Origin of the sequence: Chitinophaga pendula, from assembly GCF_020386615.1 — a bacterium.
In the GTDB taxonomy this organism is placed as follows: domain Bacteria; phylum Bacteroidota; class Bacteroidia; order Chitinophagales; family Chitinophagaceae; genus Chitinophaga; species Chitinophaga pendula.
In genome coordinates, this window is the sequence record NZ_CP077769.1 from 5,282,670 (window position 1) to 5,299,791 (window position 17,122).

General features: G+C 49.5%; 17 protein-coding genes. 7 read left to right on the forward strand and 10 right to left on the reverse strand.

Annotated features, from left to right (window positions below):
* Nucleotides 1-34: 34 nt before the first annotated feature.
* Nucleotides 35-1,021, forward strand: a complete 987-nt coding sequence (locus KTO58_RS19420; RefSeq protein WP_095837788.1) for a Gfo/Idh/MocA family protein — start codon at nucleotides 35-37, stop codon at nucleotides 1,019-1,021.
* Between the two features lie 13 nt (nucleotides 1,022-1,034).
* On the opposite strand, the gene KTO58_RS19425 is transcribed toward KTO58_RS19420, so the two are convergent.
* The 4 genes from KTO58_RS19425 to KTO58_RS19440 form a co-directional block, all read right to left on the reverse strand.
* On the reverse strand, nucleotides 1,035-1,712 hold the full coding sequence (locus tag KTO58_RS19425) for a 2-C-methyl-D-erythritol 4-phosphate cytidylyltransferase (RefSeq protein ID WP_095837787.1): 678 nt from the start codon (nucleotides 1,710-1,712) through the stop codon (nucleotides 1,035-1,037).
* 75 nt (nucleotides 1,713-1,787) lie between these two features.
* A complete protein-coding gene (gene queA, locus KTO58_RS19430; RefSeq protein ID WP_095837786.1) occupies nucleotides 1,788-2,837 on the reverse strand; it encodes a tRNA preQ1(34) S-adenosylmethionine ribosyltransferase-isomerase QueA in 1,050 nt (349 codons plus the stop codon).
* 90 nt (nucleotides 2,838-2,927) lie between these two features.
* The gene (locus tag KTO58_RS19435) at nucleotides 2,928-4,670 is read right to left on the reverse strand and encodes an ABC transporter ATP-binding protein (RefSeq protein ID WP_095837785.1); all 1,743 of its coding nucleotides are present in this window, start codon (nucleotides 4,668-4,670) and stop codon (nucleotides 2,928-2,930) included.
* 77 nt (nucleotides 4,671-4,747) lie between these two features.
* On the reverse strand, nucleotides 4,748-5,518 hold the full coding sequence (locus tag KTO58_RS19440; protein WP_095837784.1) for an AMP nucleosidase: 771 nt from the start codon (nucleotides 5,516-5,518) through the stop codon (nucleotides 4,748-4,750).
* Nucleotides 5,519-5,614: 96 nt separating this feature from the next.
* On the opposite strand from KTO58_RS19440, the gene KTO58_RS19445 reads away from it, so the two are divergent.
* Nucleotides 5,615-6,058 carry a type I restriction enzyme HsdR N-terminal domain-containing protein gene (locus tag KTO58_RS19445; RefSeq protein ID WP_095837783.1) on the forward strand — a complete coding sequence of 148 codons (444 nt, stop codon included), beginning with the start codon at nucleotides 5,615-5,617 and terminating at the stop codon, nucleotides 6,056-6,058.
* Between the two features lie 84 nt (nucleotides 6,059-6,142).
* Here KTO58_RS19445 and KTO58_RS19450 read toward each other — a convergent pair whose 3' ends face one another.
* The 4 genes from KTO58_RS19450 to KTO58_RS19465 all read right to left on the reverse strand — a co-directional run bounded on the left by KTO58_RS19450 (nucleotide 6,143) and on the right by KTO58_RS19465 (nucleotide 9,297).
* Nucleotides 6,143-7,561, reverse strand: coding sequence for a Glu/Leu/Phe/Val family dehydrogenase (locus KTO58_RS19450; RefSeq protein WP_095837782.1), 1,419 nt, complete (start codon nucleotides 7,559-7,561; stop codon nucleotides 6,143-6,145).
* Nucleotides 7,562-7,600: 39 nt separating this feature from the next.
* Nucleotides 7,601-7,834, reverse strand: coding sequence for a CcmD family protein (locus KTO58_RS19455; RefSeq protein WP_095837781.1), 234 nt, complete (start codon nucleotides 7,832-7,834; stop codon nucleotides 7,601-7,603).
* Nucleotides 7,831-8,499 carry a cytochrome c biogenesis protein CcsA gene (gene ccsA, locus KTO58_RS19460; RefSeq protein ID WP_225859834.1) on the reverse strand — a complete coding sequence of 223 codons (669 nt, stop codon included), beginning with the start codon at nucleotides 8,497-8,499 and terminating at the stop codon, nucleotides 7,831-7,833. The genes KTO58_RS19455 and ccsA overlap by 4 nt, the downstream gene beginning before the upstream one ends.
* A 144-nt stretch (nucleotides 8,500-8,643) precedes the next feature.
* Nucleotides 8,644-9,297: a heme exporter protein CcmB gene (locus KTO58_RS19465; RefSeq protein ID WP_095837779.1), complete on the reverse strand. Its 654-nt coding sequence runs from the start codon at nucleotides 9,295-9,297 to the stop codon at nucleotides 8,644-8,646.
* A gap of 123 nt (nucleotides 9,298-9,420) precedes the next feature.
* Here KTO58_RS19465 and accC point away from each other — a divergent pair, with 123 nt between their 5' ends.
* Together accC and KTO58_RS19475 are read left to right on the forward strand one after the other, a co-directional pair.
* Nucleotides 9,421-10,914: an acetyl-CoA carboxylase biotin carboxylase subunit gene (gene accC / locus KTO58_RS19470; RefSeq protein ID WP_095837778.1), complete on the forward strand. Its 1,494-nt coding sequence runs from the start codon at nucleotides 9,421-9,423 to the stop codon at nucleotides 10,912-10,914.
* Nucleotides 10,915-10,977: 63 nt separating this feature from the next.
* Nucleotides 10,978-11,454, forward strand: a complete 477-nt coding sequence (locus tag KTO58_RS19475) for a GtrA family protein (RefSeq protein WP_095837777.1) — start codon at nucleotides 10,978-10,980, stop codon at nucleotides 11,452-11,454.
* Nucleotides 11,455-11,756: 302 nt separating this feature from the next.
* Here KTO58_RS19475 and KTO58_RS19480 read toward each other — a convergent pair whose 3' ends face one another.
* The gene (locus KTO58_RS19480) at nucleotides 11,757-12,326 is read right to left on the reverse strand and encodes a thymidine kinase (RefSeq protein WP_095837776.1); all 570 of its coding nucleotides are present in this window, start codon (nucleotides 12,324-12,326) and stop codon (nucleotides 11,757-11,759) included.
* Between the two features lie 114 nt (nucleotides 12,327-12,440).
* Between KTO58_RS19480 and KTO58_RS19485 the strand changes: the two genes are divergently transcribed.
* Complete coding sequence (locus KTO58_RS19485; RefSeq protein ID WP_095837775.1) at nucleotides 12,441-13,331, forward strand: DUF8457 domain-containing protein; 891 nt, start codon at nucleotides 12,441-12,443, stop codon at nucleotides 13,329-13,331.
* Here the strand turns inward: KTO58_RS19485 and KTO58_RS19490 are convergent.
* Nucleotides 13,301-14,563: a 3-deoxy-D-manno-octulosonic acid transferase gene (locus KTO58_RS19490; protein ID WP_095837774.1), complete on the reverse strand. Its 1,263-nt coding sequence runs from the start codon at nucleotides 14,561-14,563 to the stop codon at nucleotides 13,301-13,303. The genes KTO58_RS19485 and KTO58_RS19490 overlap by 31 nt on opposite strands.
* Before the next feature lie 111 nt (nucleotides 14,564-14,674).
* Between KTO58_RS19490 and KTO58_RS19495 the strand changes: the two genes are divergently transcribed.
* Entirely contained in the window at nucleotides 14,675-15,802 is a 1,128-nt protein-coding gene (locus KTO58_RS19495; protein WP_095837773.1) for a DegT/DnrJ/EryC1/StrS family aminotransferase, read from the forward strand.
* A gap of 6 nt (nucleotides 15,803-15,808) precedes the next feature.
* Nucleotides 15,809-17,119, forward strand: a complete 1,311-nt coding sequence (locus KTO58_RS19500; RefSeq protein ID WP_095837772.1) for a UDP-glucose dehydrogenase family protein — start codon at nucleotides 15,809-15,811, stop codon at nucleotides 17,117-17,119.
* Nucleotides 17,120-17,122 lie beyond the last annotated feature (3 nt).

The following is a 17,122-nucleotide window of genomic DNA, read 5'->3' on the forward strand; positions in this document are numbered from 1 at the left end:
AGATATTTTTTTTTATCAATTCCACTGTGCGTATATGCTCAAAATAGGAATCTTCGGTGTAGGACATTTAGGTAAGATCCATCTTTCCCAACTAGTGACCATGAAAGATGTTGAAGTTGTAGGTTTTTATGACCCCAGCAATGCCAATGCTGCCGGCGTCAACGAGCAATACAATATTCCACGCTTCACCATGGCGGAAGAGTTGATACAGCAGGTCGATGCTATCGATATTGTATCTCCTACCACCACCCACTTCAATTTATGTGAGCTGGCATTACGCAATGGTAAACACATCTTTGTGGAAAAACCCATGACCAATACCATGGAAGAGGCTAAAACACTGGTTAAGCTGGTGGAAGAAGCCAACATCAAATTCCAGGTAGGCCATGTAGAACGTTTCAACCCGGCATTCCTCGCCCTAAAAGGATACGACCTCAAACCCATGTTCATCGAAGTACACCGCCTGGCCGAGTTCAACCCCAGAGGTACCGACGTCAGCGTGATACTCGATCTCATGATCCATGATATAGATATCGTACTCAGCATCGTCAAATCCAGTATCAGCCGTATCTCCGCCAGTGGCGTAGCCGTAATGAGCGATACCCCCGACATTGCCAACGTACGTATCGAATTCCATAACGGCTGCGTCGCCAACCTGACCTCTAGCCGCATCTCCCTCAAAAAAATGCGCAAAATGCGCCTCTTCCAGAAAGATGCCTATATCGGTATCGACTTCCTGGACAAAAAAACGGAGATCATCAAACTGAAAACACCACAAGACGAAGGCCTATTCACACTCGACATAGATACCAATAGCGGTAAAAAGACCATCGCCATCGACAATCCCGAGATCAAACAGGTCAATGCCATCCGTATGGAACTGGAACTGTTCCGCGACAGCATCCTGCAGAACAAGCCTGTACATGTGAATGTGATCGATGGCTTCCAGGCACTGGAAGTCGCTCACCAGATCCTGCAAAAGATCGGCAAAGGTCAGGCTTCTCCCGCCGCCGGCAAATAATAAGATGAAATGATTAACGGCTGCCTTTCAGCAAAGCGGCAGCCACTAAAAGATCCTGTGGACGCGTGATCTTAATGTTCGCTTCTTCCCCCTCAACCAGGTGTACCTGGTGCCCTAACCGCTCTATTACGGTGGCTTCATCCGTAAACAACGGATCATAGGGTAATGCAAATGCTGCTAATATCAGCTCAGAAAGAAAGGTCTGCGGCGTCTGTATGATCCGGAACTGCTGCCGGTCTACCGCCCTGTTGCCCCTAGTATCTACCTGCCTGACACTGTCCTTCATCTCCAGCACCGGGATGGCATTACCATATGCCAGCGCTGCTTCATAACAACGATGTATCAACGCAGAAGATAATAAAGGCCGTACACCGTCCTGGATAAATACGACAGCCGGCTCCCTTACCTGCGCCAGGCCATTTTTTACAGAGTGAAAACGCGTCTCCCCACCTGCTATCACCTGTATAGGCGCTCCGGGAAAATGTTGCAATATGCCTGCTACATAGCTGAAATGTTCAGCCGGTACCACCAATATCACTTCCATATCCGGGTAAGCCTGTAAGAAAGCATGAATGGTATGATACAGCACAGGCCGCCCTTCCAGCTCCAGGAACTGTTTGGGGATGCTGCTGCCCATCCTCACACCACTACCGCCCGCTACGATGATCGCTATTTTCTTTCTCTGCTGCATAAAGGGAGAACGCTTATGTCTGCTATAAAAAAAGTCCCACCAGCAGGCGGGACTTTTCTATCAGTGAATACTATCTTAAAGAATCAGCATGGCATCGCCATAGCTGAAGAAACGGTATTTCTCTTTGATCGCCTGCTGGTAAGCTTCCATGATCAACTCATAACCGGCAAAAGCACAAGTCATGATCAACAGGCTCGTCTTAGGCAGATGGAAGTTAGTAACCAATGCATTAGGGATAGCAAAATCGTAAGGCGGGTGAATGAACATGTTCGTCCATCCTTCTGCTGCCTTCAGGTGGTTCTGTGCAGTCACGGAAGATTCCACCGCACGTACGGTAGTAGTACCGATCGCGCAGATCTTACGGTTCTCTTCTTTTGCTTTGTTTACGATCTTCACAGCATACTCATCGATGTGGAAATATTCCGCATCCATTTTGTGTTTGCTCAGATCTTCCACTTCGATAGGACGGAAAGTACCCAAACCGGTATGCAGCGTCACCTCAGCAAATTTCACACCTTTGATCTCCAGACGCTTGATCAGCTCCCGGCTAAAGTGCAGCCCTGCAGTAGGGGCAGCCACCGCACCTTCATACTTGGCGTATACAGTCTGGTAACGCTCTTTATCGTCATCCTCAGGCTTACGTTTGATGTATTTAGGTAATGGCGTCTCACCCAGACTATCCAATACTTGTTTGAACTCGTCGTCATTTCCTTCGAAGAGGAAACGGATGGTACGTCCGCGGGAAGTAGTATTATCTATTACCTCTGCTACCAATGACTCATCGTCGCCAAAATACAATTTATTACCCACCCTGATCTTACGCGCAGGATCAACGATCACATCCCACAGGCGGTTCTGCTTGTTCAGTTCACGCAGCAAAAATACCTCGATCTTAGCACCGGTCTTTTCCTTACGGCCATACAGACGGGCAGGGAACACCTTGGTGTTGTTCACCATCATCACATCCTTGTCATTGAAATAACCCAGGATATCCTTAAAGATCTTGTGTTCGATTTTGCCGGTAGCACGGTTCACCACCATCAGACGAGATTCGTCTCTGGTTTTGGAAGGATGTTGTGCGATCAGATTTAAAGGGAGGTCGAATTTGAACTGTGATAGTTTCATATTACGGTATGAATAAATTTAAAGGTGGCGAAGGTACATATAATTATCCACTCCATCAAAAATGAATACTAGTACCTGCTTATCAATTATTTAGATATTTATCCCCTTCGGTATCGCCGCGATCAGTTGCTGTGTATAACTACTTCGCGGATGCGCATACACCTCGCCCGCAGGCCCTAGCTCTTCGATCTTCCCCTTGTTCATCACCATCATCCGGTCACTGATAAACCGGACTACCGAAAGGTCATGTGAGATGAAGATGTAAGTAAATCCAAACTCTTCCCGCAACTGCATCAGCAGGTTCAGCACCTGCGCCTGTATACTTACATCCAGGGCAGACACTGACTCGTCACAGATGATGAAGGAAGGATGTACTGCCAATGCCCGGGCTATCACCACCCGTTGCCGCTGCCCACCCGAAAACTCATGTGGATAACGATGATAGTGAGCGGGCAATAGCTGCACTTTCTCCAGCAGCTCCATCACTTTTTCCTTCCGCTCCCGGTCATGCTGATACAAGCCATGCACCTGCATCGGCTCCAGTATCGCCTGCCCAATGGGCATCCGCGGCTGCAGCGAAGAATACGGGTCCTGAAATATCAGCTGCATATCTTTCCGCAGTTCCCGCATGCCGCCAGCAGACAGGTCCATCAGTTCCTGTCCTTTATATAATATACTACCCGCGGTAGGTGGCACCAGCCGGAGTAAACTTCTGCCCAGGGTCGTCTTTCCACATCCTGACTCTCCTACCAGCCCCAGCGTCTCACCATCCTGCACATGAAAACTCACATCATCTACCGCTTTGATCCAGTGCTGCACTTTGCCCAGCAGGTTACGCCTGCCTGGAAACCAGGTCTTCAATCCTTTCACTTCCAGCAACGGCGGCCTTTGCGCTAAAGTAGCCGCCCGGGTTGCTATCTGCCCGGCCGGGACCACCAGGCTGTCTATCAATTCACGGATCACATAAGGTTTCTCCCGTATCTGCCCCGCGGCATCCACCTCCATAAAGTCGGCGGTCACCGGTAGCCGGCGCAGTTGCCGGTCCAGCGGCGGCCGGCAAGCCAGCAACCCTTTCGTATAGGGATGCCGGGGATGCCGGAATACCTGATCGACCGTACCCTGTTCTACAATATCGCCTTTGTACATCACCAATACCCGGTCGGCAATGTCTGCAATCACTCCCAGATCGTGTGTAATGAAGATAACACTCATATCCAGCTGCTGCTGCAACTCCCGGATCAGCTCCAGGATCGTTCGCTGTACCGTAACATCCAAGGCAGTAGTAGGCTCATCGGCGATCAGCAGTTTAGGAGCACAGCTGATAGCCATGGCGATCATCACCCGCTGCTTTTGTCCACCGGACAATTCGTGCGGATAGCGGTCCAATAATCGTTCCGGATCGGGCAGACGCACCTGCCGGAACAACTCCAGCGCACGGGCCCTGGCAGCAGCCGCAGATATCTTTTTATGTAAACGGATAACTTCTGTTACCTGCGCACCGCAGGTCAACAGGGGGTTGAGAGACGTCATAGGCTCCTGGAAGATCATCGCGATCTCATTACCTCTGTAAGTACGCATCTCTTCAGGAGAAAGGGTCAACAGGGAAGTAGCCTTCGTACCCTGGTGGTATACAATGCTGCCGTTACTGATACGGCCCGGCGATTGTAACAACCGCATGATAGCGAGAGAGGTGACCGACTTACCGGACCCCGACTCTCCTACTATGCCTAATATCTCGCCTTTGTTCACCTCCAGTGAAATACCTTTTACTGCCGTGACAGCCTCCTGTCCAGCAGCAAAAGTAACGGTAAGATCCCGGATGGATAATAACATCGGACGATTACGGTTTCAGATGTACGTTGACAATTCCCGATCAGCAGGGTATACTACAATGATAGGGAAAATAAACGTTAGAACCGTAGATGTTTTACCGTCTGGTGGCTATTGATCAGATTTTTCAGGGAATCGATACCGATCCGCAGATGACGGTCTACATACTGGGTCGTCACCTTCTTATCACTTTCTTCCGTCTTCACCCCTTCCGGTACCATCGGCTGATCCGATACCAGCAGCAAGGCTCCGGTAGGTATCTTGTTATAGAAGCCTACAGAAAAGATAGTGGCCGTTTCCATATCTACTGCCATAGCGCGGATACGTTCCAGGTAGCGTTTGAACTCCAGGTCATGCTCCCATACCCTTCTGTTGGTGCTGTAGCAGGTACCTGTCCAGTAGTCACATTCATACTCACGGATGGTCGTGGAGATCGCCTTTTGCAGGGCAAATGCCGGCAATGCAGGTACTTCAGGGGGGAAATAGTCATTGGAGGTACCTTCTCCGCGGATGGCAGCGATAGGCAGTATCAGATCGCCGATGCTGTTCTTTTTCTTCAATCCACCACATTTCCCCAGGAATAATACCGCCTGTGGGTCGATCGCGCTGAGCAGGTCCATCACAGTGGCCGCACTAGGACTTCCCATACCAAAGTTGATAATGGTGATCTCTCCTGCAGTAGCGCATTGCATGGGTTTACCGGCGCCAATGATGTTTACATTATTCCATTCAGCAAAGGAGGTTAGATAGTTGCTGAAATTAGTGAGGAGGATGTGTGAGCCGAAGTTCTCTAATTTTTCTCCTGTGTAGCGGGGCAGCCAATTAGCTACAATTTCTTCTTTTGTCTTCATAGCCTTTTGACACGCAAATATAAGGCTTTTTTCCGAATGCCGGCCCCGAAACCGTATCTCCCTCCCGCTCCCGCGCCGTTACATTATCTTTGCAGGATGATTCCCATCGTATTTCCCGAACCGGACTTCAGGATCATCCGGGAGGGTAGAAAAGACCTGATCTTCGATCCCTATCGCAAAAGATTTGTCACACTGACACCTGAAGAATGGGTCAGGCAAAACTTCCTGGGATACCTGGTCAAAACAATGGCATATCCCGCCGCCCTGATAGGCATAGAAAAAGAGATCCGGCTGGGTACCCTGAAAAAGCGCTACGACATCATCGTATACAACCGGGCTATGCAACCCTGGATGATCGTGGAATGCAAAGAGATGAACGTCCCCCTCACCCAGCTCACCCTGGAACAGGTAAACCGTTATCATATGGTGTTGCCCAGCGCTTACCTGGTCATCACCAACGGGCAGCATACCTTCTGCTGCAGCTGTGTCAATGCACAACAGCAATGGCAGTTCCTCCAGCAGCTCCCGGCCTACCAATAGTCATTACCCGATAGTAATAAAGCAGAAAGCCGTGGATGATCTCCACGGCTTTCCTATATGTATGATATCTTTACAAAGATCAGATCAAGGGAAGATACCCAGTTGCTCGTAAGCAGCACCTACTTTGTTGATCGCGCACACATAAGCAGCCGTACGCATATCTTTGATCTCGCTGTTCGCCATCATCACATCTCTCACTTCGTGCAGGGCAGCATGCATGGTTTCTTCCAGACCGGAATATACCAGATCCACCTCATCCGCACCGTGACCGATGAAACGACGCTCCTGCTCAGATACTTTACGACCGGTCAGGTCTTCGATCACGCTCAGGATGTGCAGGTTCATGTTTTCGTCAAAGCGTTTGCCCAGACGGCCATAACGCACGTGGCTCAGGTTCTTCAGCCACTCGAAGTAGGACACGGTCACACCGCCGGCATTCAGGAACATATCAGGTACTACGATCACTCCTTTCTGAGCCAGGATCTCATCCGCTTCAGGCGTCAACGGACCGTTAGCCGCTTCACCGATGATCTTGGCTTTGATACGGGGTGCGTTGTCTTTGTCGATTACATTCTCCAGGGCAGCAGGGATCAGGATATCGCACTCCTGCTCCAGGCCGTCCGTATTTTTAGCCAGGTTCACCGCACCAGGGAAGTTAACGATAGAACCGGTTTCTTTTTTGTGCTGGAATACAGCGATAGGGTCCATACCGTTCTCGTTGTAGATAGCGCCATCCCACTCGATCAGACATACTACTTTAGCACCTGCTTCATGGAAGTATTTGGCAGCATGGTAACCTACGTTACCCATACCCTGTACGATTACACGTTTGCCTTCCAGACCTGGTTCCAGACCCAGCCTGGCCATATCTTCCTTAATATTGCAAAGCTCGCGCAGACCATAGAACACACCCAGACCAGTAGCTTCGGTACGGCCACGCACACCACCCTGAGATACAGGTTTTCCGGTTACACAACCCAGACCATCTACTTCTCCGGGACGAAGGCTCATGTAGGTATCCAGTATCCAGCTCATCTCTCTCTCACCGGTACCATAGTCAGGAGCTGGAACGTCTACACCAGGTCCGATAAAGTTTTTCTTTACCAGCTCCGCAGTATAACGACGGGTGATAGCTTCTAATTGAAATGGAGTATACTGACGGGGATTGATTTTGATTCCACCTTTGGCGCCGCCGAAAGGTACGTTTACGATCGCACACTTATAAGTCATCAAGGCAGCCAGCGCCATCACTTCGTCCTGGTTCACTTCATCGCTAAAGCGGATACCACCTTTACATGGCAACTTATGATGAGAGTGCTGTACACGGTAAGCCTCGATCACTTCAATATTTTCACCTACTCTTACTGGAAACTTTATACGGTATACCGAGTTACAAGCTTTGATCTGCTCCAGGATACCTTTCTCCCATTTTGTGAACTGTGCTGCTTTATCAAAACTTCTTTCAACACTCTGAAAGAAGCTATAATGCTGTTCTTGCGACATAAATAATTGTTTTGGATATACTTATTTTGAGTTTTTCTATCAGTGTTGACTGCGTTTCTCCAGCTTGCTGATCTTACGGTCCAATTGTACCAAGTAGATAATAATACCGATAAAGATGATAAGCAATACTGCCACTACCACATAGATCTTGCCATTACTGCGGAACATTTCGTTCACAGGGCCAGTCTCCGTATTCTGCTGTTGCGCCTGCACCAGCAATGAGCATAAAGTAAATACCAGCGTTAATAAGAAGTAAGACGCTCTGTTGATCATTTAAAAATGTTTTTAAGCTCCAGTTTTTTATAACGTACTCTCAGGTTGAATATCCACAACCCAAGTAAGGTCCAGGCCAGCATAGCCGGGTAAAATACACGCATCAGTGTACCATCCGTATCACTGGATTTAAAGCCCGGACTGGATACACTGCCGGGATGCAGCGAGTCCACCATACGAGGCAGAATGTACGTTAAAGGGATCAGCAAGGCAAAGGCGAAAACATTATAGATAGCCGAAACCCTTGCACGCTTGTCGATATCATTAATAGACATCCGCAGTACAAGATAGGCCAGGTAGATCAGCAACGCTACAGCAGTAGAAATCTGCTTGGGATCATTGGTAATAGTACCGCCCCAGGTATAGGTGGCCCATAAAGAACCCGTCACAAAACCCATCAATCCGAACAATACACCTACATTGGCTGCACTGCTCGCCACAATATCACGCTTCAGATCATATTTAGAAAGAAATAATAAGGAATAGACCACAGATATGCCGAAAAGCGTATACATACTGATCCACATCGGTACATGGAAGAACAAATTGCGGGTCGTCTGTTCATTATTCTCAATGGCTGGTACCTTCACCCAAAATCCGGCCGTAATAACATAAAAAAGCAATAATACCGCCAATATTTTCCACCAATGTTTTGCCATTTTCATGCAGCTATATTGGGGGCAAACCTACACGTTTTATCACTAATCACAAAGATTTTTAGGGATTTTTACTTTATTCAAAATGCTCACTTATCATTGAAAATCCTTTATGGAACAGCAAGTTTCGTTTGATATTTAAGAACGACCGGCTCAGTCTTTCCACAAGAACGGGAACAGGATCATCGCCAATGCCACCACCAACACATCCATTCCCCCTAATAACAGGAACATCTTCGCTAACCCCGGTTGGTACACCGACACAAAGGCAGACCGTGCCACATTGGCCAGCAACATCAATACCGGCATAATCAACGGAAACCCCATGATCGCCATCAATGCCGCATTCTGGTTGGCCTGCGCAGCAATCGCCGCTAGCATCGTAAACAACAAGGAAAGGCTCACCCCGCCCAATATCACCACCCCAAAGAAATAAGCAATATTAATGATCGGATTCCCCAGGAACACCATACAGCATATTAATGCCAACACACTCATCAGCGACATCAACAGCACATTATAGATCAGCTTCGCCGCCACAAAACTCCGCGGATGCACCAACGAATAAAAATATAACAACCGCCCCCGGCTCTCCTGCATAAAACTTTTCGCAATCGCATTCACCGATACAAATAATTGTATCACCCAGAACATCGCATTCCAGGTCTTCTCCTCCGGCTTCTCCATCATCATATTGATGACAAATACCGTGGATACGATATACAGCAGTATCCCGTAAAATGCATACTTCTGCCGCATCTCCAGCAGCAGATCCTTCTTTACCAGCGCAAGTGTTTGTTTGATCATCGAGGCTGCAAAGATAACCTTTCATCCCCCCATTCCAATTCCCTCCCCCTGCCTTTTTCTGCTTACCACACATCCGCCTGTGCAACTTTTCATATATTAGCTGGATTAAATCATTTCGTTAGGATGAAAAAAATTCTGGTAGCCAACAGGGGCGAGATCGCCCTGAGAGTAATGCGCTCCGCGCGTGAAATGGGAATAGCCACCGTGGCCGTATACTCCGAAGCAGACCGTACCATGCCTTTCGTACAGTATGCCGACGAGGCTGTATGTATAGGCCCCGCCCCTTCCAACCAGTCTTACCTGCTGGGCGATAAGATCATTGCCGTAGCCAAGCAGACCGGCGCCGACGCTATCCACCCCGGATACGGATTCCTGAGCGAAAATGCCCGCTTCGCACAGGCAGTAGAAGATGCCGGTATCACCTTCATCGGCCCCTCCCCCGCCGCCATCGAAATGATGGGTAGCAAACTGGCCGCCAAACAAGCCGCTCAAAAATTCGGCGTACCCATGGTACCCGGTACCGAAACACCCCTGCGCAGCCTCGAAGAAGCACAGGAAGTAGTGAAAAGGACCGGATTCCCCATCCTTATCAAAGCCTCCGCAGGCGGCGGCGGTAAAGGCATGCGCATCGTCAACGAAGCCTCCGAACTGGAAGAACAGATCCGTATGGCCAAAAGCGAAGCCATGAACGCCTTCGGCGATGATGCCGTATTCATCGAAAAATATGTAGGCGCACCCCGCCACATCGAAATACAAGTACTCGCCGACAAATTCGGCAATGCCGTCTACCTCTTCGAACGCGAATGCTCCATCCAGCGCCGCCACCAGAAACTGGTCGAAGAAGCACCCTCCTCCTGCCTCACACCAGCTATCCGCGATGCCATGGGACAACGCGCCCTCGACGTCGTACGCGCCTGTAACTACTACGGCGCCGGTACCGTCGAATTCCTGGTAGACGAACAACTCCAATTCTATTTCCTGGAAATGAACACCCGCCTCCAGGTAGAACACCCCGTCACAGAAATGATCACCGGCCTCGACCTGGTCAAAGAACAGATCCGCATCGCACGTGGCGAACTGCTCTCCTTCTCCCAGCAATCCCTGCAGATCAATGGCCATGCCATCGAACTACGCATCTGCGCCGAAGATCCTACCAACAACTTCCTCCCGGATACCGGCTCCCTGCAGACCTATATCCGCCCGCAAGGATACGGCGTCCGCGTCGACGATGGCTACGAACAAGGCATGGATATCCCCATCTACTACGATCCCATGATCGCCAAACTGATCGCCTGGGGCGCCACCCGCGAAGAAGCCCGCGAAAGACTCATCCGCGCCATCGACGAATACCAGATCAAAGGCATCCGCACCACCCTCTCCTTCGGAACCTGGGCCCTGCAACATCCTGCCTTTATCTCCGGCCAGTTCGATACCAACTTCATCGGTAAATACTTCACCCCACAATCACTGGTGGCCCCCGATGAACAGGCCGCACGCGCCGCCGCCATACTGGCCGCCCACCTCTGGCAACAACAAAGCCAGCAGCAGGCACAAGTCACCACAGCCGCTTCCGCCGACCCCTCCGCCTGGAAAAAAGCAAGAAAAATGTTAAGATAATGTCCGCCGGGACCAAAAAGCAGCAAATTCTGCTAACTTTGCGGACATTTTATTTCAGAGAGAATGCGGAGATTTATACTGCAAATTATTGACTTCTTCTACCAGCCGTTTGCAAAGCTCATGCCCTTGCAAACCTTTCGCTACCTGGCTTGCGGGGGCAGCAATACCTTGCTGGACATCATCCTCTATTTTATCAGCTATAACTTCATCCTGCAAAAACAGATGGTGTCGCTGGGTTTCATCACCCTCAGCCCCCATATCGCTGCCCTCTTCATGGCCATGGCAGTTACCTTCCCTTCCGGATTCCTGCTCAGCAAATTCATCGTCTTCCCCGATTCAAACCTGAGAGGACGCGTGCAACTCGTACGATACTTCATCCTGGTAGGCATCTGCATATTGCTGAACTATATCTTCCTCAAACTGTTCGTAGATCAACTCCACTTCTACCCAACAGTAGGTAAGATATTCACCACCTTCCTGGTAGTGTGCTTCAGCTACCTCACCCAGAAGAAATTTACCTTCAAGATCAAACAGAGCTGATCAAACGCTCCTCTACCCATATAAAAAAAGACAGGCGGCCTCTCCCAAGACCGCCTGTCTTTTTTATACTTATCTACCAAAGTCACCTTTCCTGTACCTGGCTATAATATTCCTGTATCATTCCTATAACATTCGTATATCATTTGTATAAGCAAAGCCTATCCAACCTTATATAAACAATATACAACGGGTATACCTTGGATATACAACCGCTATAGAATGAGTATAGAACGCTTATACAACACTTATAGGATGCTTATACAACACTGCTATAATCAATTGATAGTTAGTAGAATATCTGATCACGAGGGTTGATAGTAACAATGACGGCACCTGGGTTCGTAAATATCCTTCTCCCCCAGTACCACCTGGCCGGCCTGAGCCGTCTTCCGGTAAGAATAGTTCGCAATATTCCCACACTGTACGCAGATCGCGTGTAACTTGGTAATATAATCCGCCTTGGCAAGCAGATAAGGCATCTGCCCAAACGGACGCCCCTGGTAATCCATATCCAGCCCGGCTATGATCACCCGGATACCCCTCAAAGCCAGCTGGTCACACACATATGGCAACTCCCCATCAAAAAACTGCGCTTCGTCTATCCCGATCACATCCACATCCTGGGCCAGCAATAATATCTGCTGTGAATTCTCCAGCGGCGTAGACAATATTTTATTTTCGTCGTGCGATACTATATTCTGCTCATCATACCGGGTATCAATCCCTGGTTTAAATATCTCGACTTTCAGATTTGCAATTCTGGCGCGCTTCAGCCGGCGTATCAGCTCTTCTGTTTTACCGGAGAACATAGACCCGCAAATGACCTCTATCCAGCCCCGCCGTCCCCCTGCAAGAGAAGGTTCAATAAACATATTATAGTATTTTGATTAGCAATTGTTTAAAATATCATAACTTTATGCAAATAAATAAATTTCTCCACATAGCGTTAGTGTAGATGGCGTTTTGCTTCAAATTATTCAGTAGCTATGGAAAAGATAAATGCAATCATCGACAAATTACAGGAATTAAAAAATACGGGCGCTGATCTGCAAAGCCTGTCTTATTATACACAATTGCTGCAAGCGGAGATCCTGCAAGCACGAACCCTGCAGCAGCAACAAGCCCAACAGCAACGACATATTGCCGTGATCATGCCTGGGCATCCTATAGCAGACACGGCCATTGCACACCATAATGGCAACAATACCGCACATACGACCAACGGTGCCACTCATGTGGATACCCCCGTATCTACTGCCAGCATTACCGTCGAAACTGCGGCCACCGTTCACCAACACCAACCGGCACCGCCCATCGTAGAGACACCACAGGTGATCGTTACACCGCCGGAACCGGCTCCAGCTCCCGAACCTCGCCCCGTCGAACCGCAACGCCCCGCGCCGGTAGTAGGTTACCACCCGGCCACCACCGTCACGCCACCGCCGGCGACTACGCCTGTATACGAAACCAAACAACCCATCCCCGTTACGGTTACGCCGCCACCAGCGCCCGAACCCGTACCGGCTACCGATACCAACTTACGCAAAGAACTACACGAACTGGCCGCCCAAACCAACCTCTCCCTCAATGACAAACTCCGGCAAAGCCGCCAGGAACTGGGTGCCCGCTTCGCTGACGCCCCCGTCAAAGACCTGCGTCAGGCCATCGGTATCAACGACAAATTCCTGTTCATCCAGGAACTGTTCCGCGGAGATGTAGATGTGTACGAACGGTCTATTAAAACGATCAACGAATGTCAATCCCTGCAGGAAGCCGAATACTGGATCGAAAGAGAGCTGAAGATACGACAGGGCTGGCAGGAAGATATGCCCGCCGTACATCACTTCTATTCCCTGGTCAAAAAACGTTTCTCCTGAATATAATCTAATACCCGGCCCGTAGCCCCCTGGTGGTCCGCTACGTACTGTGCCGCAACGCCGCTCACAAACCGGTACGTGTTATCGCTGTGCAGCAAATGTTTCGTATGCCGTAACAGGTCGTCCATATCTTGCACGACCAAAGCCCCCCCCAATTGTAACAATTCCTCCGCCTCGGGAAACTTATCGTAGATAGGCCCGAACAACACCGGCTTGCCATAAGCCGCCGGCTCCAGGATATTATGGATACCCTCCTTACCAAATCCACCTCCCACATAGGCAATATGCGCATAGCGGTACATCGCCGCCAGCATACCTACATTATCTATTATTAATACCTTGCCGGGCGCCACGACAGCCCCCGCCTTCAAGGCCGTATAGCGCACCGCGTCCGGGAACAGCTGCAATAGCGCCTGAATATGACTTTCCTGTATCTCATGCGGTGCAATGACCAGCTGCAGATCATCCTGCTGCCGGCTCCACCACCGCGACAATAACACCTCATCTGCCTCCCAGGTACTGCCGGCAATCAGTGTCTTCCTGTCTCCACAATAGCCAGCAACCAATGGCAATACCTGCGCTTCCTCCCGTAAAGCCCATACCCGGTCGAACCGGGTATCTCCCGCCACCGATACCTGGGATAGCCCAAGTGGTTGCAGACAAGCCAGCGAAGCATTGTTTTGCACAAAAATGTGCGTCAGCTGCCGTAACAACCGCCGGAACATCCCCCCATACCCTCGGAAAAAGACCTGCCCAGGCCGGAATACACCCGATACCAGCAAAGTGGGTACCTGCTGCCGGTATAAAGCGGTCAGGAAATGGTACCAGAATTCATATTTGATGAAAATAGCCAGCTGTGGCCGCGCTATCGCCAGGAAATGCCGGGCATTCGCCGGCGTATCCAGTGGCAGATAACAGGTATAATCCGCCCCCTTATAGTCCTTGCGGACCTCATATCCCGAAGGAGAAAAAAAAGTAAGTAATATCTTATAGGAGGGATATTGCTGCCGGATAGCTTCCAACACCGGCCTGCCCTGCTCAAATTCTCCCAGCGAGGCGGCATGTACCCATACTACCCGGTCGCCGGCACTTATCGCCTGCCCCAACCGCTGCTCCCAACTCCTGCGCCCCGCTAACCATAACCGGGCCTTCTCCTTTCCCAACACTGCCGCTATCCAGACGCCCACCCGGTATAAGCCAATGCCGGCACTATAAACCCACGTTGCCATCATGCCCAAACGTATTTGTACTGAAATTTATATGTTTCACAAAGATAATCCCTCCCCAACGTCAAAATTTGTAAATTTGCACACTTTAAAACAAAATAAAAATTCTTCTTATACATGGTGCCTATTCAAATGGTGGATCTGAAACGCCAATATGCTAAGATCAAATCGCAGGTGGATACTGCAATGCAGGGAGTACTGGAAAGTGCGGCTTTCATAAACGGGGCGCCTGTACAACAATTTGCACAAGAATTACAAACATACCTGGGCAGCAAACATGTGATCCCCTGTGCCAACGGCACAGATGCCCTTCAGATCGCTATGATGGCCCTCGACCTTCAACCGGGCGATGAAGTGATCACCCCTTCATTCAGCTTTATCGCTACCGCGGAAGTAATGGCCCTCCTGAAATTAAAACCCGTATTTGTAGACGTTGACCCGCAAACCTATTGTATCGACGTAGCACAAATAGAAAAGGCCATTACCCCCAAGACCAAAGCCATTGTCCCCGTACATTTGTACGGCCATACATCAGATATGGAACCCTTGATGGAAGTCGCCAATAAACATGGCCTGTACGTAATAGAAGATAATGCACAGGCAATTGGCGGCAATTACACCTTTAAAGATGGTACCGTGAAAAAATCAGGTACCATCGGCCATATCGGATGCACATCATTTTTCCCTTCCAAAAACCTGGGTTGCTTTGGAGATGGCGGCGCTATCTTTACCGATGATGACGCTATCGCTGCCAAATTAAGAATGGTAGCCAACCATGGACAATCAGCCCGCTATTATCATGACGTAGTCGGCGTGAATTCCCGTCTCGACACCCTGCAGGCGGTGGTATTAAGTACCAAACTGCAGCTGCTGGACGAATATATCGCGGCCCGTCGTGCAGTAGCCGACGCCTATGACACCGGATTCGCCGGTATTCCACATATCACTACTCCCTATCGTGCTCCTTACAGCCACCACGTTTTCCATCAATACACGCTGCAGCTTAACGGCGCAGACCGTAATGAGCTGCAACAATACCTGCAGCAGCAACAGGTACCGTCTATGATCTATTATCCGGTACCTGGTCATCGCCAGAAAATGTTTGCCAGTTTCGGCGGCGCTGATTTTAACCTTCCTGTGACTGACTCACTGACCACCAAAGTGATATCCTTACCGATACACACCGAAATGGATCAGGATCAATTAGCATACATAATCAAGTCAGTTAAATCGTTTTTAAACTAATCTCACATGAAGATTGCAGTCGTTGGTACTGGTTACGTAGGTCTCGTTACCGGTACCTGTTTTGCAGAAACAGGCAATGATGTCACCTGCGTGGACATTGATGTAAACAAAGTTAACAAACTGTCTGCCGGCCAGATTACGATCTATGAGCCGGGACTGGAAAAATTATTTGAACGCAACCTCAAAGAAGGTCGCCTTCATTTTACTACTAACCTGGAAGAGGGTATCAGAGACGCGCAGGTAGTATTCCTCGCCCTCCCCACCCCTCCCGGCGCCGATGGCTCCGCAGATCTCTCCTTCGTATTGAAAGTAGCAGACGATCTGGGAAAATTACTGAACGGTTACAAAGTGATCGTAGATAAAAGCACCGTACCCGTAGGCACCGCCGAAAAAGTACATACCGCCATCGCAGCCAATGCCCAACACGAATTTGATGTAGTATCCAACCCCGAATTCCTCCGGGAAGGCGTAGCTGTAGATGATTTCATGAAGCCGGACCGCGTAGTGATCGGTACTAACTCCGAGAAAGCCCGTAAGATCATGGGCGATCTCTATGGTCCTTTCGTACGCCAGGGTAACCCCGTCCTCTTCATGGACGAGAAATCGGCAGAGCTGACCAAATACGCCGCCAATTCCTTCCTCGCTACCAAAATCTCCTTCATGAACGAGATCGCCATCCTGTGTGAAAAACTGGGTGCCGACGTAGATATGGTGCGCAGAGGTATCGGCAGCGACGACCGCATTGGCAAACGATTCCTGTTTCCCGGTATCGGATACGGTGGCAGCTGCTTCCCCAAAGACGTACAAGCCCTCGTACAGTCTTCCAACGAAGTAGCCTACGAATTCAAGATCCTCAACGCAGTAATGGATGTCAACGAAAAACAAAAACTCTTCCTGCTGCCTAAAATAAAAGCGGCTTTCAATGACCTCAGCGGAAAACATTTCGCACTCTGGGGACTGTCGTTCAAACCCAACACCGACGATATCCGCGAAGCTCCCGCATTATATATCATCGACGCCCTCGTTAATGAAGGCGCTACCGTGACCGTTTTTGATCCGGAAGCGATGGAACATGTCAAAAAACAAATCGGCGATAAAGTACAATATGCAGATAATCAGTACACCTGCCTGGACAATGCAGATGCGCTGATCATCGCAACGGAATGGAGTGTATTCAGAACACCGGATTTCGAAAAAATCTCCGGCACCCTGAAACACAAAATGATCTTCGACGGCCGCAACCTGTTCGACGTACAACGTATGCAGGAACTGGGCTTCTACTACGAAAGCGTAGGCCGTATCGCTGTTAAACCATAAACC